The 16,048-nt window shown below is 59.2% G+C and carries 18 protein-coding genes; 13 read left to right on the forward strand and 5 right to left on the reverse strand.

The window, feature by feature from the left end; genetic code table 11:
- Positions 1-57: 57 nt before the first annotated feature.
- The 9 genes from cbiB (at position 58) to QD461_RS08715 (ending at position 8,238) form a co-directional block, all read left to right on the forward strand.
- Positions 58-1,038 carry an adenosylcobinamide-phosphate synthase CbiB gene (gene cbiB / locus QD461_RS08675; RefSeq protein WP_414087362.1) on the forward strand — a complete coding sequence of 327 codons (981 nt, stop codon included), beginning with the start codon at positions 58-60 and terminating at the stop codon, positions 1,036-1,038.
- A gap of 121 nt (positions 1,039-1,159) precedes the next feature.
- Positions 1,160-1,588 (forward strand): L,D-transpeptidase, encoded by a 429-nt coding sequence (locus QD461_RS08680; RefSeq protein WP_414087363.1) that lies wholly within the window; start codon positions 1,160-1,162, stop codon positions 1,586-1,588.
- 226 nt (positions 1,589-1,814) lie between these two features.
- Positions 1,815-2,093 (forward strand): acyl carrier protein, encoded by a 279-nt coding sequence (locus tag QD461_RS08685; protein WP_069613139.1) that lies wholly within the window; start codon positions 1,815-1,817, stop codon positions 2,091-2,093.
- Between the two features lie 122 nt (positions 2,094-2,215).
- Complete coding sequence (locus QD461_RS08690; protein ID WP_414087364.1) at positions 2,216-2,689, forward strand: 3-hydroxyacyl-ACP dehydratase FabZ family protein; 474 nt, start codon at positions 2,216-2,218, stop codon at positions 2,687-2,689.
- A 42-nt stretch (positions 2,690-2,731) separates the two neighbouring features.
- Positions 2,732-3,937, forward strand: a complete 1,206-nt coding sequence (locus QD461_RS08695) for a beta-ketoacyl-ACP synthase (protein WP_414087365.1) — start codon at positions 2,732-2,734, stop codon at positions 3,935-3,937.
- Positions 3,938-3,948: 11 nt separating this feature from the next.
- Positions 3,949-5,235, forward strand: a complete 1,287-nt coding sequence (locus tag QD461_RS08700) for a beta-ketoacyl-ACP synthase (RefSeq protein WP_414087366.1) — start codon at positions 3,949-3,951, stop codon at positions 5,233-5,235.
- A gap of 54 nt (positions 5,236-5,289) precedes the next feature.
- Positions 5,290-6,318 (forward strand): zinc-binding dehydrogenase, encoded by a 1,029-nt coding sequence (locus QD461_RS08705; protein WP_414087367.1) that lies wholly within the window; start codon positions 5,290-5,292, stop codon positions 6,316-6,318.
- 5 nt (positions 6,319-6,323) lie between these two features.
- Positions 6,324-7,256 carry a lipid A biosynthesis lauroyl acyltransferase gene (locus QD461_RS08710; protein ID WP_414087368.1) on the forward strand — a complete coding sequence of 311 codons (933 nt, stop codon included), beginning with the start codon at positions 6,324-6,326 and terminating at the stop codon, positions 7,254-7,256.
- A gap of 259 nt (positions 7,257-7,515) precedes the next feature.
- A complete protein-coding gene (locus QD461_RS08715) occupies positions 7,516-8,238 on the forward strand; it encodes a PAS domain-containing protein (protein WP_414087369.1) in 723 nt (240 codons plus the stop codon).
- 187 nt (positions 8,239-8,425) lie between these two features.
- Here QD461_RS08715 and zigA read toward each other — a convergent pair whose 3' ends face one another.
- Together zigA and znuA are read right to left on the reverse strand one after the other, a co-directional pair.
- The gene (gene zigA / locus QD461_RS08720; protein WP_414087370.1) at positions 8,426-9,631 is read right to left on the reverse strand and encodes a zinc metallochaperone GTPase ZigA; all 1,206 of its coding nucleotides are present in this window, start codon (positions 9,629-9,631) and stop codon (positions 8,426-8,428) included.
- A 79-nt stretch (positions 9,632-9,710) separates the two neighbouring features.
- On the reverse strand, positions 9,711-10,694 hold the full coding sequence (gene znuA / locus QD461_RS08725; protein ID WP_414087371.1) for a zinc ABC transporter substrate-binding protein ZnuA: 984 nt from the start codon (positions 10,692-10,694) through the stop codon (positions 9,711-9,713).
- A gap of 100 nt (positions 10,695-10,794) precedes the next feature.
- Here znuA and QD461_RS08730 point away from each other — a divergent pair, with 100 nt between their 5' ends.
- Genes QD461_RS08730 through QD461_RS08740 form a run of 3 tightly spaced genes read left to right on the forward strand, consistent with a single transcriptional unit; the run spans position 10,795 to position 12,903 of the window.
- The gene (locus QD461_RS08730; RefSeq protein ID WP_414087372.1) at positions 10,795-11,688 is read left to right on the forward strand and encodes an ATP-binding cassette domain-containing protein; all 894 of its coding nucleotides are present in this window, start codon (positions 10,795-10,797) and stop codon (positions 11,686-11,688) included.
- Positions 11,681-12,508, forward strand: coding sequence for a zinc ABC transporter permease subunit ZnuB (gene znuB, locus QD461_RS08735; RefSeq protein ID WP_414087380.1), 828 nt, complete (start codon positions 11,681-11,683; stop codon positions 12,506-12,508). The genes QD461_RS08730 and znuB overlap by 8 nt, the downstream gene beginning before the upstream one ends.
- A complete protein-coding gene (locus QD461_RS08740) occupies positions 12,505-12,903 on the forward strand; it encodes a Fur family transcriptional regulator (RefSeq protein ID WP_075850764.1) in 399 nt (132 codons plus the stop codon). Before znuB ends, QD461_RS08740 begins: the two co-directional genes overlap by 4 nt.
- A 51-nt stretch (positions 12,904-12,954) precedes the next feature.
- Here QD461_RS08740 and QD461_RS08745 read toward each other — a convergent pair whose 3' ends face one another.
- Entirely contained in the window at positions 12,955-13,485 is a 531-nt protein-coding gene (locus QD461_RS08745) for a gamma carbonic anhydrase family protein (protein ID WP_184703941.1), read from the reverse strand.
- A gap of 16 nt (positions 13,486-13,501) precedes the next feature.
- The gene (locus QD461_RS08750) at positions 13,502-14,197 is read right to left on the reverse strand and encodes a fumarylacetoacetate hydrolase family protein (RefSeq protein WP_414087373.1); all 696 of its coding nucleotides are present in this window, start codon (positions 14,195-14,197) and stop codon (positions 13,502-13,504) included.
- 141 nt (positions 14,198-14,338) lie between these two features.
- Here QD461_RS08750 and dusA point away from each other — a divergent pair, with 141 nt between their 5' ends.
- A complete protein-coding gene (gene dusA / locus QD461_RS08755; protein WP_414087374.1) occupies positions 14,339-15,352 on the forward strand; it encodes a tRNA dihydrouridine(20/20a) synthase DusA in 1,014 nt (337 codons plus the stop codon).
- A 239-nt stretch (positions 15,353-15,591) separates the two neighbouring features.
- On the opposite strand, the gene QD461_RS08760 is transcribed toward dusA, so the two are convergent.
- On the reverse strand, positions 15,592-15,804 hold the full coding sequence (locus QD461_RS08760; RefSeq protein WP_184354750.1) for a cold-shock protein: 213 nt from the start codon (positions 15,802-15,804) through the stop codon (positions 15,592-15,594).
- Positions 15,805-16,048 lie beyond the last annotated feature (244 nt).

Below are 16,048 nucleotides of genomic sequence, written 5' to 3' on the forward strand. Positions count from 1 at the left end.
ATGTCGTCCGAAAACCGCTGAAACTTTTCGGCATCATGCTCTTGAGGATTATTCGACATGACCGCCGACGAACATTTGCTCATTCTCGTGCTTGCACTGCTGCTCGATCGGATCGTCGGAGATCCCGATTGGCTGTGGCAGCGGCTGCCGCATCCCGTCGTGCTGTTCGGCAAGGCGATTTCCTACTTCGATCAACGCTTCAACGGAAAACATCTCTCCGGCGTGCTTCGCCGTCGCAACGGCTCCATGTCGATTGTCGCGCTGCTGATGGGTGCCGCGATTATCGGCTGGGTGGTGCATGGCTTCCTCGCCATCTTCGGCTGGCTTGGCATATTGATCGAGGCGGCGCTCGTTGCCGTGTTTCTCGCGCAGAAAAGCCTGGGCGATCACGTCGGCGAGGTGTCGCAGGCCTTGCGAAGCAATGGACTAGAAGGCGGCCGTCTTGCCGTTTCGCGCATTGTCGGTCGCGATCCGGAGACGCTGGACGAGCCCGGCGTCTGCCGCGCGGCAATCGAGAGCCTTGCTGAGAATTTTTCCGACGGCGTCGTCGCGCCTGCGCTCTGGTACGGCATCTTCGGTCTGCCGGGCCTGTTTCTCTACAAGATGCTCAACACGGCTGATTCGATGATCGGCCACAAATCGGAAACCTATATCGATTTCGGCCGTGCCGCTGCGCAGCTGGACGATATCGCGAACTGGCCTGCCGCACGGCTGTCTATCCTGCTGATCGCCATCGGCGCCCTTGCAAAGCGTGGGATCTCCGCACTCGGCAATGCGATCCGCGTCGCGGTTAGGGATGGCGGTCTGCATCGATCGCCGAATTCCGGCAGGCCGGAAGCGGCCATGGCCGGTGCGCTGGACATCCAGCTCGCAGGGCCGCGAATTTATGGCGGTGAGTTGGTGCGCGAGCCGATGATTAATGGCGCCGGCCGGGATACGGCCACCGTCAGCGATGTCGAAGCCGGGATCACCATTTTCTATTCGGCGTGCTCGGTGCTGACATTCTTCGCCTTCATGGGCTTTCTGATTTTATTGTAACCCGTCGTTTCAATTAATAGACTGATCACTATACGTATTAATTTGGTATAATCGGCCTGCTGTTAAGCTTTCCCATCGTCTGAATTGCTTCACGAAGAAGCAAGCAGCCGGAGGGGATAAGATGAAATATGTAGCAGTAGCCACTATAGCATGTCTTTTTATGCAGCTGCACGTCGGTGCTGCAAATGCAGGAACCGTTCTTGCGACGGTCGATCTTCGTTCACAGACGATGACGGTGTCCGAGGACGGCGTTTTCAAGTATCGCTGGAAGGTGTCGACAGCCCGCAAGGGATATGTCACGCCGATTGGCTCCTATACCGCCAAATGGCTTTCCAAGGATCATCGTTCGAAGAAATACGACGATGCGCCGATGCCCTATGCGGTGTTTTTCAATGGCGGTTACGCCGTTCACGGCACCTACGAAGTCAGGCATCTCGGCAGGCCGGCATCGCATGGCTGCGTGCGGCTGGAGACGCGCAATGCCGCCACCTTCTTCGCACTGGCGTCTGACGTAGGGCTTCACAATACGCGTATCGTCATCAGCCAGTGAGCGGACGGATTGTGTGAAGATTTTGCGAATGCGGCCGGCCGCAATGCTGCCGCATCTTGCACGCATGTCGCGCAGCAGTCCTTCTAGGTTGCGGCGCAACCGTAATTTTTGCTGTTTGCGCAACAGTGTCCTGCCAAATTGCCGGGGTTTCTGGTGGAAACCATTGGCTTTTGGAATGGATTTCCCTATGAGGGGGATTGAATTATTATTTCAAGAGGTATGGGCAGTGACTGCTACATTTGACAAAGTTGCCGACATTATCGCTGAAACCAGCGAAATCGACCGTGACACCATCACTCCGGATAGCCACACGATCGACGACCTTGGCATCGACAGCCTGGACTTCCTGGATATCGTCTTCGCTATTGACAAGGAATTCGGCATCAAGATCCCGCTGGAACAGTGGACGCAGGAAGTCAACGAAGGCAAGGTTTCGACCGAAGAATACTTCGTGCTGAAGAACCTCTGCGCCAAGATCGACGAGTTGCGCGCCGCCAAGGGCTGAGCAACATCCTTGCACTTTTTGACGCCCAGCCGCCTCTGAAACTGGCGGCCGGGCGGTTTCATTCTTAAATAGCGTATTCCGCCCGCGGCATCTTGCGTTGCGGGTCTTAAGCGGAGGCGTTGATGCTGCTGGAATATTTCCAGATGATCGACAAGGTCGAGTCCGTCGATCTGTCCAAAGGCCGGTTGAAGGCGCGTTCCGTCGTTCCGGCAAAGAGCCCGGTCTTCGAAGGTCATTTCCCCGGTATGCCGCTTGTTCCTGGCGTTCTATTGATCGAAACCATGGCGCAGGCCTCCGGCATGCTTGTGCTGGCCGCGACGAAGTTTGCCTATATGCCGTTCCTGATGTCAGTCGATGGCGCCAAGATGCGCACGTTCGTCGAGCCGGAAGCAGAGCTGGATATCGAAGCCGATCTGGAGCATGACGGGTCTGGGTTCGCGGTGACCAAAGCGCGGATCACGATTGCCGGAAAGAAGATCTGCGATGCGCAGTTGAAGCTGCGCACCATGCCGTTTAATGAGGTGCCGCTTGCCGATATCGTGCGCAAGCGGGCAGGCGAGGTCGGGCTTCTCGACGCCATCGCCGCCAGCGGTTGACACCGGCGGCTTGCGGATACCGCATTCGAAGAGGATTGATGAATGAGCAAGGCTCAGAATGATGTGGTGATCACGGGTATCGGCATCGTTACCTGTCAGGGCGTCGGCAAGGATGCGCATGTGGCCCTGCTGACCGCGGACAAGGCGCCGCCGATCATCGTAGAAACCGAAAAGTTCAAGCCCTACCCGGTGCATCCGCTGCCGGAGATCGACTGGTCGCAGCAAATCCCCAAGCGCGGCGATCAGCGCCAGATGGAAAACTGGCAGCGCATCGGCGTCTTCACCGCCGGCCTGGCGCTCGACGATGCCGGCTTCAAGGACGATCTTGAAGCATGCGGCACCATGGACATGATCGTTGCTGCCGGCGGCGGCGAGCGCGATATCAATGTCGATACGCTGATCGTCAATGAAGGCCTGAAGCGCAACGACCGCGAGTTGCTGCTGAACGAGAAGCTGACGACGGAACTGCGGCCGACCCTTTTCCTGGCCCAGCTTTCGAACCTGCTCGCCGGCAATATCTCGATCGTTCACAAGGTTACGGGCTCGTCACGCACTTTCATGGGCGAGGAAGCATCCGGCGTTTCCGCCGTCGAGACGGCGTTTCACCGCATCAAGTCCGGCGAGTCGAGCCATGCGCTGGTGGGCGCGGCCTTCTCGGCGGAGCGTCTCGATATGATCCTACTGATCGAATCGATCAATGCACATGCGATCGGCGACTGGCATCCCCTCTGGTCACGCAAGCCCGAAGACGGCGGCGGCATGATCATGGGTTCGGTAAGCGCCTTCCTCGTGCTCGAATCGCGAGTTCACGCCGCGAGCCGCGGCGCCCGTATCTATGCAACCATCGATTCGGTCGAAGGTGACCGCGGCCGCCGCGATGAGGGCAAGTTCGAAGCGCGGCTGGAGCGCATGTTGGCGCCTGCCAAGAAGGCGGACGGTGAGGCGAGCATCGTCTTTTCCGGCACGACGGCGATTCACGATCTTGCCAAGCGCGAGAAGGCGGTGCTTGAGGCGCAGATTCCAAACTCGCCCATTCGCGCCTATTCCGGCATTTCCGGCCACGGGCTGGAAGCCCAGTTCCCGCTCGGGATCGCTTTTGCGGCACTGGCCGTGGCCAACCAGGCCAAGGTGCCGCCATTCGATGGCGCGCATGAAAAACCGATGGCGGCCGGTACACGTAATGCTGTTGTAACGACTGTTGGCCATGTACGCGGCGAAGGCATCGCCGTACTATCAGCTGAAGCGTGAGGACCAACATCATGACCGCATCCGCCTATAAGGACCATCTCGGACGCCCGATCGTCGCCGTCACCGGCATGGGGATCATTACCTCGCTCGGTCAGGGTCTCGAGGACAATTGGAACGCGCTTTCCTCGGGCGTTTCAGGCATTCACAACATCACGCGCTTCCCGACCGACGGTCTTTCGACGCGCATCGCCGGCACCGTAGATTTTATCGATATCCCGGCGCCGAATGCAGTCGAGCGTTCCTATGCGTTCGCCCGCGAAACGACGATCGAAGCTCTGGCCCAGGCCGGAATTTCAGGCGACTTCGACGCACCGCTCTTCCTTGCTGCGCCGCCGATCGAGCCGGAATGGAGCGCCCGCTTTGCGCTTGCCGACCGTTCGCCGCCGGCAGAGCACGAAGGTGACGCCTATGAGCGCTTCCTTGCCGCCATGCGTCAGCGGCCGGATCCGGCCTTCCATGAGGCCGCGCTCTTCGGCGCGATTTCCGAGCGTCTGGCCGACCGCTTCGGCACGCGCGGTTTGCCCGTGACCTTGTCGACCGCCTGTGCATCGGGGGTCACTGCCATCCAGCTTGGTATTGAGGCGATCCGTCAGGGACGGACGACGCGGGCTCTGGTGGTTGCGACCGATGGTTCGCTGAGCGCCGAGGCGTTGATCCGCTTCTCGCTTCTGTCGGCTCTCTCGACGCAAAACGATCCGCCGACCAAGGCTTCCAAGCCGTTCAGCAAGGACCGTGACGGTTTCGTCATTGCCGAAGGCGCGGCAACGCTGGTGTTGGAATCGCTGGAGGCTGCAATTGCACGTGGCGCCAAGATCCTAGGCATCATGAAGGGAGCCGGCGACAAGGCCGATTCCTTCCATCGCACTCGCTCTTCGCCCGATGGCGGCCCGGCGATCGCCACTATCCGTGCAGCGCTGGTTGATGCCGGAATGGACGAAGGCGACATCGGCTACATCAATGCGCACGGCACGTCGACACCGGAAAACGACAAGATGGAGTATGGCGCCATGTCCGCCGTTTTCGGCGCGGAGCTCCCTGGCATTCCAGTGTCGTCGAACAAGTCGATGATCGGTCATACGCTCACGGCCGCCGGTGCAGTCGAGGCAGTCTTCTCGCTGCAGACCATGCTGACGGGCACGCTGCCGCCGACCATCAACTACAACAACCCGGATACGTCCATTATTCTCGACGTGGTGCCGAACAAGAAGCGTGAAAAGCAGGTGAATGCCGTTCTTTCGAACTCTTTCGGGTTCGGCGGTCAGAACGCCAGCCTTGTCATGGCGCTTGAACCGGCTTAATCGGACCTTTGAATCATAAATGATAACTGCGCCCGAGGGGCGAAGGACTTTGCCATGCGTGCTTTGCAACTGATCGACGACCGCAAACTTGAGATCACCGATCTGCCCGAGCCGGAGGCGCCTGGCGCTGGCGAAGTGACTTTGCGCGTCAAGGCCGTCGCCCTCAACCATATCGATGTATGGGGCTGGCGCGGCATGGCATTCGCCAAGCGCAAGATGCCGCTCGTCATCGGTGCGGAGGCTGCCGGAGTTGTCGAAGCGATCGGACCGGGCGTTGCCAACGTGCTGCCGGGCCAGCTTGTGTCGATCTACGGTGCGCGCACCTGCGGCCTCTGCCGTCACTGCCGCGAAGGCCGCGACAATCTTTGCGAACATGTCGGTGGCGTACATGGCTTCCATCTCGACGGCTTCGCGCAGGAGAAAGTCAACCTGCCGGCGCGCCTGCTGGTTCCGGCACCTCCCGGCGTCGATGCGGTTGGCGCGGCACTGGCCCCCGTCACCTTCGGGACCGTCGAGCACATGCTTTTCGACAATGCCAAGCTTGAGCCGGGCGAAACGATCCTCGTTCATGCTGGCGGCTCGGGCATCGGCACGGCTGCCATCCAGCTTGCCAAGAAGATCGGCTGCACCGTCATCACCACCGTCGGCTCTGACGACAAGATCGAAAAGGCAAAGACCTTGGGCGCCGATCACGTCATCAACTATCGCACCGACCGCTTCGAGGGCGTCGTGCGCAAGCTGACGAAGAAGAAGGGCGTCGACGTTGTTTTCGAGCATGTCGGTAAGGACACCTGGGCAGGCTCGATGCTCTGCATGAAGCGCGGCGGCCGTCTCGTTACCTGCGGCTCGACTTCCGGCGTTTCCACCGAAATGAACCTGATGATGTTGTTCCAGCAGCAGTTGAAGCTGCTCGGCTCCTTCGGCTGCCGCATGGAAAACATGGCCAACGCCATGCAGAAGATGGCGCGCGGGCTCGTTCATCCGGTCATCGACACCGAAGTGAGCTTCAGCGATATCGACCGGGCGCTGGAGCGGATGGAATCGCGTCAGATCTTCGGCAAGATTATCCTGAAGATGGATTGAGCCGCGTGAAGCTTTTCATCACCCGGATCGTCCTCGCGCTCAGAAATTTCCGGCAGTGGCTGGTGGCGCAGGTCATCTTCGGATTCCTGAATTTTCTAAAGCTGTTTCCAGCGGACGGCGGCATCAGGTTTGCCGATTGGCTGACCCGCAAGATCGGTCCACGCCTGCGCCGCCACAAGCTGATGTTGACCAACCTACGCAATGCCTTTCCTGAAAAGAGCGAGGCGGAGATCAGCGAGATTGCGCTGGCGAGCTGGGGCAATATGGGCAGGCTTGCGGCGGAATATGTCTTTCTCGACCGGCTGTTCGATTTCGACCCTCACAGCGACAAGCCGGGCCGCGTCGAAGTTTCGGGCATTCCGATCTTTCTCGATCTCAGAGACAATCCGCGCCCCTTCATCGTTTTTACCGGCCATACCGGCAATTTCGAGTTGTTGCCGGTCGCAGGGGCTGCCTTCGGCCTGACAGTGACGGTTCTCTTTCGGCCGCCAAACAATCCATATGTGGCGAAGAAGGTCTTCGATTTCCGCGCGAAGCGCATGGGAAAACTTGTGCCGTCGCATGCCGGCTCATCGTTTAGCCTTGCGCGCGAGCTCGAAGCTGGGCGCGGCGTCGGCGTGCTGGTGGACCAGAAATTCCGCAAGGGTTTGAAGACCTTGTTCTTCGGCCGCGACGTCAAGACAAATCCGCTGCTGCCGAAGCTGGTGCGCCAGTTCAACTGCGAGGTCTATCCGGCTCGCTGCATTCGTCTGCCGGGCAATCGCTACAGGCTTGAGATCGAGCCGAGGCTGGAATTGCCTTACAACGAACAGGGCAATCTGGATTTGACTGCAACCGCGCAAATGCTGAACGACAAGGTCGAGAGCTGGGTGAGGGAGCATCCGGAACAGTGGCTTTGGTACCATGATCGCTGGAACATCAAGGACGCTGTTTTTTAATCTTCCGCTACGGCTTATACGGCGGTACTGGCGGCGCAATTTGCGCGCATTCCTCGCCCTCGGTAAGCTCTTCGTTTCAGAACGCTCCGCTTCGCGGACAAGTTAGATTCACCCGGATTGAAACGGTCTGTAAGTCATGTTAATTCACCTGACAGAAAGTTTGGTGAGAATGCGGACGCCAAACTGATTATCCTTGGGCATGGCAACGCCGGGAAACGAGGCCTCGGTATTTGACAATGGTCAAGGACAGGAGGGTGATTTGCTGGCACTCTTTCATGCGTTTTCCATGAAATGCAGTCAGATTCAGCGTGCGATAAAACTAGGTGACGACGAGCTCGTAGATTCGCTTGATAGCGAGCTTGAGCCACTTATTGCAGCTATTTTGGCTTACAAGGCCACCAGTCTGCTTGAAATTTACATGCAGCTGCAATTCCTGAACAATCTCATCCGGGAAGAGTCGGATGATCGGTCGCGGGTTGTGCGCAATTCTGCATCGCTGTCTGTGCTGATTGATCGTTATTTTGGCGGCGCAAACGAATCTGCGGCGGATGTCTTGATGGCATTTTCGACCGGCAGGGGAGAGCGCGATAATCCCTTCGGCTTCGACGAGGGTAGCGTCCTGAACGATGTCATCCTCGACAGTTTGCCGGATCGCGTCGCCGTGATTACACGCGACTATCGCTATCTTTATAGCAATCCGGCCAATTCAGAGTTTCTGAAATCGAAGCAAATGGAACTTGTCGGCCGCCACATCGCTGATTTCGTCGGCTCGGACTATTTTGAGAACAGCGTCAAGGTGAAGCTCGATGCCTGCTTTGCTGGCGAGAAGGTCGAGTGCCTCTACCCGTCCTATCGTCAGATGGAGCCGGGCAAGGTGTTTCATTGCAGTATGACGCCGTTACGCGCGAGGTCGCAGGTGATCGGTGCATTGCTCGTCGTGCACGAAGTCAGCGTCGTGCCGGCCAATATGCTGGTAGCCTGAAAGCGCGTTCAGGCACCGAACAATATTCTTTCGATTGAATCCACCGCTAGCGGCGGATCCAAGTTCTTGTCTGCGCCACTGCTTCGATCCAAATCCGCCATGGCGCGTTGCAAAGCCTTGTCAACGGGCTTGTCGTCAGGGTCGCACTTTATGCAATAGCAGTGAAACCTGATTACCTTCGGTTTTTTCATGTCGCGGGCCGGCTCCAGCTTGCGAAGGGATCAGGCAGATCGCGCCAGCGCTCGGGCGTAAAGCGATCCGTTTTGAGCAAGCAGGCATCCAGCTCGGCAATAATCTGCTGCTGGTTCATGGGATCGGCACCGATGAACACCAGCTCCTGGCGACGATCGCCCCAGACCGGATCGAGATAAGACGACAGAGCCTGCTTGAACGAGGGATCTCGGGGCCATTTTTCCTGTGGCACCGCAGCCCACCACAGGCCCATCTTGCCGGTGCGCACCAGCGCGCCGGCCTGGTTCATTTCACCGACATGGTAGGGGTGCGTAGCAAGCCAGAAAAAGCCCTTGGCGCGCACCACACCCGGCCAGGAGCGGTTGAGAAATGCCTGGAATTTCATGGGATCGAACGGTTTCTTCGCGCGATAGACAAAGGAGCGAATGCCGTATTCCTCCGTTTCCGGAATATGGTCTTTGAAGCCGTGTAGTTCCTTGTACCAGAGCGGATGCGTCTCGGCGCGGTCGATGTCGAAACGACCGGTGCCCAGGACCTCCTTCGGCTCGACCGCACCGAAATCGACTTCGATCAGCTTGGCGTCGGGATTGAGGCCGACGATGATCTTGCGGGCGGCGTCACACTGCTCCGGCGTTGCGGAACCGACTTTGTTGAGGATGACGACATCGGCAAACTCGATCTGCTCGACCAGCAGGTCGACGATGGTGCGGTTATCGCCGTCGCCTGCCGTTTCGCCGCGATCTGCGAGGAAGTCCGTCGACCCGTAGTCGGCGAGAAGATTGGCCGCATCGATGACGGTTACCATCGTATCGAGCCGGGCGACATCGGAAAGGCTGCTGCCATCCTCGTCGCGAAACTCGAAAGTTGTGGCGACGGGCAGGGGCTCGGCGATGCCGGTGGATTCGATCAGCAGGTAGTCGAAGCGATCCTGCTCGGCGAGTTGCCGGACCTCCTTCAGCAGGTCGTCGCGCAGGGTGCAACAAATGCAGCCGTTGGTCATTTCGACAAGCTGTTCTTCTGTGCGGGAGAGATTGGCGCCGCCGTCGCGCACCAGAGCGGCATCGATATTCACCTCGCTCATGTCATTGACGATCACGGCAACGCGCAAACCCTCACGATTGTTGAGGATATGATTGAGCAGTGTCGTCTTGCCGGCGCCGAGGAAGCCGGAGAGGACGGTAACCGGAAGTTTCTTGTTCATGAGAATTCCTTGTAATGTAATATCATTACATACTTTGTTCTAAAAAAGGGAGCATTCGGCTCGCTTCCTTCGGTGGGCTTCAGCCTTGCGCCGCGAGGCAGCTTTTCAGCGAGCTTGCAATGCCGCGCATCAGGTCGAAATAAAGTTCCGGTCCCTGCGGCAGCGTCGCGGCCTCGGGATCAAGGACGCCTGATTTGGCCGAAGTGCCTTCCAGCACGACATTGACCAGCTTCGGTTCGAATTGCGGTTCGGCGAAAACGCAGGTCGCACCGAGATCTGCGACCTTGCTGTGGATCTCAGCGACGCGCTGCGCGCCCGGAATGGTTTCCGGGCTGACGGTGATGGAGCCGGAGACGCGTACACCATAACGGTGCTCGAAATATTGATAGGCGTCGTGGAAGACGATGAAGGGCTTGTCCTTCACCGGTGCGAGTGTCGAGGCGATCTCCGCATCCAGCGCATCGAGCTTGCCGTTCAACGTCTTCTGGTTTGTTTCATAGGTCAGTGCATTTACCGGATCGGCGGCGACCAGGGACGTGGTGATCTCGGCGACCATTGCCTTGGCATTGTGCGGATCGAGCCAGAGATGGGTGTCGAATTCTCCGTGATCATGGTCGCTGTGATCATGTCCGCGGCTATCGCCGGCTGGGGCCTCGTCGCCATCACCATCATCATGCGGTTCGAAGGCGCCGCCTTCGCGGAATTTGAGCTTGGCGATGCCGGGTGCCTGGTCAAGCTCGACGATCGTGGCGTTGGAACCGAGTGAAGAGAGCGGCTTCTGCAGGAAAGCCTCCATGCCGGGACCGACCCAGAAAACCACCTGTGCCTGCTGGAGGCTGCGGGCATTCGAAGGCTTGAGGGCATAGGTATGCGGCGAAGCGGCGCCGTCGACGATCAGGTCCGGCGTGCCGACACCTTGCATGATGGCGGCGACAAGCGAATGGATCGGCTTGATGGAGACGACCACCTTTGGAGCATCGGCTGCGGTTGCGGCGGTGCTGACAAGCAAGCCCGATAGCAGGAGAGAAGCGGCTAGAGGTAGGAGAGCTTTTATTGCATTCATGCGATTAATGCCCTTGAATGGGTATGTTATGTTATTACATCAATTGCGTTATGCTATAACGTGTGCAATAGCATGGCGCAATAGTGCAATTGGAAATTTCATGCTTTCTTCCATCGACAGCAAGAGCCGACCGCTGGTGTCGCTCCATGATGTCGGCGTCCGCCGCAGCGGCCGCTGGCTGGTGCGGGGTGTGGATTTTTCCGTGAGTCGCGGCGAGATCGTGACACTGATCGGGCCGAATGGTTCCGGCAAATCCACCAGCGCCAAGACGGCTATCGGCGTGTTGAAGCCGGACGAGGGCCGCGTCGATCGCATTGCCGATCTGAAGATCGGCTACGTGCCGCAGAAGCTCGCCGTCGACTGGACCTTGCCGCTCTCCGTACAGCGCCTGATGACTCTCACGGGGCCTCTTTCGGAGCACGAGCTTGTCGCCGCACTGGAAGCGGTCGGCATTGCGCATCTTGCCAAGGCTGAAGTGCAGCATCTTTCCGGCGGCGAATTCCAGCGAGCGTTGCTGGCGCGTGCCATTGCCCGCAAACCCGATCTTCTGGTGCTGGACGAACCGGTGCAGGGGGTCGATTTTAACGGCGAGATCGCACTTTATGACCTCATCAAGTCCATTCGCAACTCGCAAGGTTGCGGTATCCTACTGATTTCGCACGATCTTCATGTCGTCATGGCCGCGACCGATACCGTCGTTTGCCTGAACGGCCATGTCTGCTGCAGAGGTACGCCGCAGGCGGTGAGCCAGAGTCCCGAATATGTAAAGCTGTTCGGTACGCGGGCGGCTCAATCGCTGGCGATCTACAGCCATCATCACGATCATACGCATCTGCCCGACGGCCGCGTGCAGCATGAAGACGGCTCGATCACCGATCATTGCCATGCCGAAGATGGCCATCACCATCATGGGCACGGCGACCGTAGCTACGATAACGTTGACCACGATCACCACCACGGGCGTGATCACGCCGAGGGAGAACGCCATGCTTGACGATTTCTTCCTGCGTGCCATCCTTGCCGGTGTCGGGCTGGCGCTGACCACCGGGCCGTTGGGTTGCTTCATCATCTGGCGGCGCATGGCCTATTTTGGCGATACGATCTCGCATTCGGCGCTGCTGGGCGTGGCGCTGTCGTTGCTGTTCCAGTTGAATTTGACGCTCTCCGTCTTCGCGGTCGCGGCGCTGGTTTCCATTCTGCTGCTCTTCCTACAGCGGCGGCAGGCGCTGTCTGCGGATGCGCTGCTCGGCATTCTCTCGCATGCGACATTGGCAATCGGCCTGGTCATCGTCGCCTTCATGAGCTGGGTGAGGATCGACCTCATTGCCTTCCTCTTCGGCGATATTCTTGCCGTCAGCCAATCCGACATTGTTGTGATCTGGGTCGGCGGCATTTTCGTGCTCTCGGCGATCGCGTGGCTTTGGCGGCCCTTGCTGGCATCAACCGTCAATCCGGAGCTGGCCGAGGCAGAGGGCTTGCGGCCGGAGCGGGCGCGGCTGTTCTTCATGCTGCTGATGGCCGTGGTGATCGCGATTGCCATGAAGATCGTCGGCATTCTGCTGATCACGGCATTGCTGATAATTCCCGCCGCCACCGCGCGTCGCTTTGCCGGCACGCCGGAAACGATGGCGGTTTTCGCCTCGCTGCTCGGCGCGATCGCCGTCGTCGGCGGCCTGTTCGGATCGCTGCGCTACGACACGCCATCCGGCCCGTCGATCGTCGTTGCTGCGCTCATCCTATTCATTGTCAGTCTGCTGCCCCTCGTTCGCAGGAGCGGCACGCCAGCGGCGCAACAGAGAGGACAGTCGTCATGACCACTCCGATGCTCACCAAGAACCAGTCCCTCGTCTTCGATGTCCTGACCAAGGCGGAGGCGCCACTCAGCGCCTATACGATTCTCGACAAGCTGCGCGACCAGGGTTTTCGCGCGCCACTGCAGGTCTACCGGGCGCTGGACAAACTACTGGAATATGGCGTCGTACACCGGCTCGAAAGCATCAATTCTTTCGTCGCCTGCGCACATCCGCATGAGGATTGCCACAGCCATGGTCTCGTTGCCTTCGCCATTTGCGAAAGCTGCGGCCAGGTGATCGAGTTCCACGATCACGAGGTGGATCATCGCCTGATGGATTGGCTGAAATCGCAGAAATTCAAGGCGGAAAAGTCGACGATCGAGATCCGCGGCCATTGCGCCAATTGTGCAGCGTGAGCCCCTGACGGAGTCGCATTCGCTACTCCGTCAGTCATTTATTATCGTTTCCTAATCTAATCTTTTAAGGTCGCGCGCGAAACGCTGCCAGTTGGCGACGTAATTGCGGGCTGAGCGGCGAAGGCCTTCGATTGCCGCTTCATCCAGCGTGCGGATCGCTTTGGCCGGAGCGCCGACGATCAGGGAGCCGTCCGGAAACTCCTTGCCTTCCGTGACCAGCGCATTGGCGCCGACGAGGCAATTATTGCCGATCTTGGCGCCGTTGAGGATGGTGGCGCCCATGCCGACGAGTGAGTTGTTGCCGATCGTGCAGCCATGGATGATGGCATGATGCCCGATGGTGCAGCCTTCGCCGATGATGGCGGCGAAAGCCGGATCCGTATGGACCATCGTGCCTTCCTGAATATTCGTGCCCTTGCCGATGATGATCGGTTCGTTGTCGCCGCGCAGCACCGAGCCGAACCAGATACCGACATCCTCGCCGATCTCGACCTTTCCGATCACGCTCGCGTCCGGCGCGATCCAATACCGTCCAGGACCGGGTGTCTTCGGTGTCAGGCCCGCAAGAGCATAGAGCGGCATGGTCGATCCTCCTCGATCAGATTACATTCAAGGTCAGTGTCGCGACGCCGTCGACGGCGCAGCTGATCCGGTCGCCACGCGAGACGGGGCCGACGCCGGCCGGCGTGCCGGTCATGATGATGTCGCCCGGCGCAAGCGTGAAGAGCTTGGAGAGTTCGGCAATGATCTCGGGCACCTTCCAGATCATCTGCGAGAGATCGCCCCGCTGTGCGCCCTGGCCATTGCGCATCAGCCAGATGCCGCCCTTGTCGGGATGGCCGACGCGGGTGGCGGGCACCAGGGCGGAGACAGGCGCGGAATGCTCGAAAGCCTTGCCGATCTCCCACGGGCGGCCGAGCTTCTTGGCTTCGCCCTGTAGGTCGCGGCGGGTGAAGTCGATGCCGACGCCGTAGCCATAGACGCAGTCGAGCGCCTGCTCGACCGGAATATCGCCGCCGCCGCTGCGCAGGGCAACCACGAGTTCGACCTCGTGATGCACGTCTGACGATAGTGGCGGGTAGCGGAAGTCGCTCGACGCGAGCAGATTGTCCGGGTTCTTCTGGAAAAAGAAGGGCGCCTCGCGGCTGGGATCATGCCCCATTTCGATGGCATGGTCGGCATAGTTACGGCCGACGCAATAGACGCGGCGCACGGGGAAATGCTCGGCTTCGCCCTCGATCGGCAGCAGGACAGGGGCGGGAAGTGGGATAACTGTCTTGAACTTGGCGTTCATGGGGGCTTTCAAAACTCTCATTGATCTCGGAACGGCATGTGCCGTCCGACTCCGTGCAGGCAACCTAGCATCATTGTTACCACCGGGAAAACTGGCCTTCGGAAAGCTTTTGGTGTAGAGCGCGAGGCAGAAAGGTATCCCATGTATAGCGACGCACTGAAAAACGGCCGCAAGATTTTTGCCGTGGCCCCTATGATCGACTGGACTGACACTCGCTGCAGGTTCCTGCATCGGCAGATCAGTCGGCATGCGCTGCTCTACACGGAAATGGTCGTGGCTGATGCGATCATCCATGGGCCGCGGGATCGGTTGCTGGGTCACGATGCGGCCGAGCATCCCGTCGCGCTTCAACTGGGCGGTTCGGATCCGGCTAAGCTGACCGAAGCACTGCGGATTGCCGAAGCCTATGGTTATGACGAGATCAACCTCAATGTCGGCTGTCCTTCGGACCGCGTGCAATCCGGCACGTTCGGTGCCTGCCTGATGCTGACGCCGGAGACGGTGGCCGCCTGCATCGCGGCTATGAAGGCGGTATCGAAGGCGCCCGTGACGGTGAAGTGCCGTATCGGTGTCGATGAACAGGAGCCGGAAGAGGCGCTTCCCGAGTTGATCACGCGCGTGCTTGATGCTGGTGCGGATGCAATCTGGATCCATGCGCGTAAGGCCTGGCTGAAGGGCCTGTCGCCAAAGGAGAACCGCGAGATCCCGCCGCTGGACTATGAGATCGTCTACCGCATGAAGCAGCGCTGGCCTGGGGTTTTCATCGGCATCAACGGCGGCATCCAGAAACTGGATCAGGCTGAGGCGCATCTTGCCCATGTCGACGGTGTCATGCTCGGCCGCGCCGCCTACCAGAATGCCGCAATTCTCGCCGATGTCGATCATCGCTTCTATGGCGAGCCGGCCGTCGAGACCGACTGGAACTTTCTGCGCGACCGGATGATGGCCTATACCGCACGACACATCGCAGAGGGGGGGCGCCTGCAGCACGTCGCGCGTCACATGGTCGGCCTGTTCAGCGGTTTGCCCGGCTCGCGCAGATACCGCCAGATTCTCTCCACCGACGCCAACAAGCCGGGCGCAGGGCCCGAAGTGATCGCAGCCGCCTTTGCAGCGGTCGATTTTGCCGGTGAAGGCGAGCGCGCGAGCGCCTGAAGCGCTTCAATTGGTCCTTTGGACTTCGCGACGACCCTTCTCGCCATGAGGGGGGATGTCCTCGTTCGGATGTCGGCTGGCTTTAGCCTCGGCTTGCTCCGCCGCGTTTTCCTGCCTTCTGTTGAGTCTATGGAAGGATGCGGTGGCCATGGCTGCTCACGATAAACAGCGTAAGGCAACGAAAAACGGCGCGGTTTGCACCGCGCCGTCCGAAACCTTTTCAGGCAGTCATCTAGGGCTTAGTTAGCCTGGATGTTGACAGCCTTCGGGCCCTTGCCCATGCGATCCGGCTCGGTGTCGAAGGTTACCTGCTGGCCTTCGCGCAGCGACTGGATGCCGGAAGCCTGGAGAGCGGAGATATGAACGAAAACGTCCTTAGCGCCGCCTTCCGGAGTGATGAAACCAAAACCCTTGTCCTGGTTGAAGAATTTTACGGTGCCCTTGGTGGCCATGGGGGATAGTCCTTTACCCATCAGTCTTAATTAATCCGGAAAATCCGGACGGCTTTGCCTCCGCGCCATGCGAAAGCCAGTCGAGAAGTCACGTACGGGGAAAGAACGTCTGCGCGGGTCCGAAACCCAACCACTGCCTGCCGTCAGCGGATCACCAAATCAGTCCAGTCACCGGCATGAAAATGCCCGAGCATGCATATGGGTGACAGGGTTTGTGGAAAAAGGCAAGGGGCAATATTGGGGC

It is taken from the genome of Rhizobium sp. BR 314, assembly GCF_047445805.1.
Lineage (GTDB): Bacteria > Pseudomonadota > Alphaproteobacteria > Rhizobiales > Rhizobiaceae > Rhizobium > Rhizobium lusitanum_B.